Here is a 2,987-nt window from a genome sequence, read left to right on the forward strand (position 1 = left end):
ATGGAGTCGTCGACGAGTTTGGGGTGCAGCCCGGCGGCAGGCAGCGCCAGCGCCAGCAGCAGTGCGGCCCCCAGCCCCGTGCACAGCCGCGGCCGTGCGGTCACCGCGACGGCGATCCGGCGCCACATCGGACTGACTGACATCTCCTCCGGTGAACGGCGCCAGGGCAGCCGACGGAACGGGTCCCAGCTCTCCAGACGGTCGCCCAGCGCCCCGAGCAGCGCGGACAGCAGCACCACCGTGGTGATCAGGCAGAACGCCACCACGATGATCGAGGCCGTCGCCAGCGAGCGGACCATGCCCAGCGAACAGACGAACAGGGAGGCCGTGCAGCACGCCATGGTCAAGGCGCAGAACGTCACCGCTCGGCCGGCCGTGGACATCGCGCGGACGATCGCCTCTTCCTGGCCAAGCCCTCTGGCCCGCTCTTCCCGGTAGCGGAACAGCGTGAACAGCCCGTAGTCGACAGCCAGACCGAACCCGAGGGCGAAGCTGAGGTTGGCCGAGAAGACCGAGACGGGGTACAGCCGCGTGCACAGCGCCAGCACCGCCAGGGAGCCTGCCGCAGCGACTCCGCCGATCAGCAAGGGGGCCAGGGTCGCGCCGAGCGAGCCGAAAGCCAGCACCAGTACGGCGAAGGTGAGCGGGAGGGTGAGCAGTTCCGAGCGGACCAGGTCACGTTCAGCCTGGTCCGTGGCGCTGACGTTGATCCAGGCCGACCCGGTGGCCGACAGGCCGAGCTCCGGGGCGGCGGCCCGCAAGGCCGGCACCAACGTACGGGCCGTACCGGCCGCCCGCGACTGGTCGCCCTTGAGGTCGAGTCGCACCAGCGCACCACGGCCGTCGGCCGACCGCAGCGGCTCCAAACCGGTGTTCCAGTACGACACCGCCGAAGCGACGCCGGGTGAGTCTGCAGCGAGTGCGGTCAGCCTCCGTCCCCGCTCTGCCACACCGGGGGCGTCGACCGAACGACCGGGACGGGCATACAGCACAAGGTCGGGTGTGCCGGCGCCGAACTTCTGTGCCATCACCTCAGCCCGCTCCGCCGGCGTTCCCTCGGCCGTATAGCCACCGGTCGACCACTGGTCGCCCATCCCGATGCCCACCGGAACACCCAGCGCCATCACGAGAGAAGCGAGGACAAGCACCAGCCGACGGTGCCGGAATGACCAGCGCGCGATCGCGCCCAACACATCGGTCAGCATGAATGGTCCCTTCGGCGGACGGAGCCAGGGGGCGAGGCACGCACGACACCCGTGGGAACTGACCAACATGCGGGGCGAGAGAGGGGGTGTGCGGTGTCACCCGTCCGTGTGGCGATCCCGGTCCCGACGCCTGCAGCTCCGCTGTTCACCGGGCGAGTGGCTCGGCCGGCGCTGCACTCCTTTCCGTGTGCTCGCGCAACCGCGCCCTTCCGGCCATCACTCGCTCCCAAAACTCGGTGGTTCGTCAGCCGCTGGAAAGAGCCGTCCATGCCTCCAAGTCGACTCCAAGCCCATAAGACCGGTGAATCATGGTCAACAACGGTGCGACCCTGCGCTCACGAGCCTCACATCGAAGCACATATGCCCAGGTCAGACGCAATCCGGCTTCTCAAGCGCCGTCGCTTCCCAAGCTGAGAGCGCGAGTTCGATTCTCGTCACCCGCTCGAGCCGAAACCCCCAGGTCTTGGGCCCGGGAGTTCTTTGCTATTTAGAACAGCCCGGTGGCGTTTGAGACGGTAGATCCCACACTCGATGTCGAAGCGCCGCAGGAACGCCCGCCAGAGCCGGTCGACGTCCGCAGCGGTGGCACCGGTGCCTGACCACCACAGCCAGACCGGCTTCGGGGTGGCTCCGCTGGGCAGTCGTTCGACCCGCAGATGGATCACGGTGCCCTCGATGACCGGGAGGGCACCCAACTGGGCGGTCCAGGCGGAGCGGTGGGTCAGCCGCGGGTGGAGGCGATCCCATGCCTGGACGGTCGCCTTTCCGTAGAGGCGGGTCTCGGTCACCGTCTCGGCCCCGGGCGTGTTCCAGGTGGCGGGGTCGCCGAAGACGAACTCGCCACCGTGCCGCGGCGGGCGGCCCATGGTGTGCGGTTCGCGCGGCGGCACGGCCCGGCGCAGGACGCGGTCCGAGCGCATCCGCCCCAGCACCTGCACGGGCAAGTCGTTGAGGAGGAAGGCCAGGCGGGGCACGTCGTAGCTGGCGTCGACCACGATGAGGATGCCCGGGTCGCCCTGGCGCCATTGCCCGGCCTCGATGAGGCGCTCGATGAGCTCACGCATCTGCCGCGCGGTCACCGTGGCGCCGTCGTCGCCCGGAGCCAGCCGCAGCGCATCCAGCGGCGCGGTCCAGGAACTGCGGCCCGTCTCCAGCGCGCAAATCACCGAGTACGGCCAGCCCGGAACGGGAAGGTGCTGGTCCTTGCCACGGCCATAGGTGTGGCACAGGATCCGCTCGGGCAAGGTATGCGCATCCGGCCGCAGCCAGCAGGTGATGTCGGCGGCCAGCACCAGCCGCCCGTCGGCCGCCTGCGGCAACGGGACCGCGGCCACGGCCCGCCGCAGCCGGGACACATCCACCCGCCCCGCAGCCAGGGCGGAGTACAGACTGCCGTGCCCACGGCGATGCTCGCCCACCAGCGACAAGTCAACCAGCGTCCTGACCGGGCCGTCCGCACACAGCACCGCATCCGCCACCTCGAACAACGCGTCCGCCCGCGAGGTCAGACACGAGTAGAACTCGCCCCGGAAGCATGACAGTTCCGCGAACGGCTCCACCGGAGCGGCGTTGTGCAACAGACTCATCCCACGGCCTTCGTGTTGAGCATGTGTGTCCCTGGTCGGAGCACATGATCAACCGAAGGCCGCCTGCACGTACGGGAGTTACCGTCACGAGTGATCAAGTTCGAGGCCGCATTCGACCCCCGACCTTAAAGATCAAGCTAAAGCTTGACTCTGTCGGGGATCTTGGGTCTGTTGAGGTCAGCTGCCGAGGGTGCGC

1 protein-coding gene and 1 pseudogene are annotated in these 2,987 nt (G+C 68.9%); both read right to left on the reverse strand.

Going from position 1 to position 2,987, the window contains the following annotated elements:
- Positions 1-1,205, reverse strand: a 1,205-nt coding sequence (locus tag ACFWZ5_RS45945) for an MMPL family transporter (RefSeq protein ID WP_384893203.1), incomplete at its 3' end; no start/stop codon positions are given.
- Between the two features lie 527 nt (positions 1,206-1,732).
- Positions 1,733-2,791 (reverse strand): annotated as a pseudogene (locus ACFWZ5_RS45950) (transposase); the annotation flags it as partial.
- Positions 2,792-2,987: the final 196 nt, after the last annotated feature.

It is taken from the genome of Streptomyces sp. NPDC059003 (genome assembly GCF_042740445.1).
Lineage (GTDB): Bacteria > Actinomycetota > Actinomycetes > Streptomycetales > Streptomycetaceae > Streptomyces.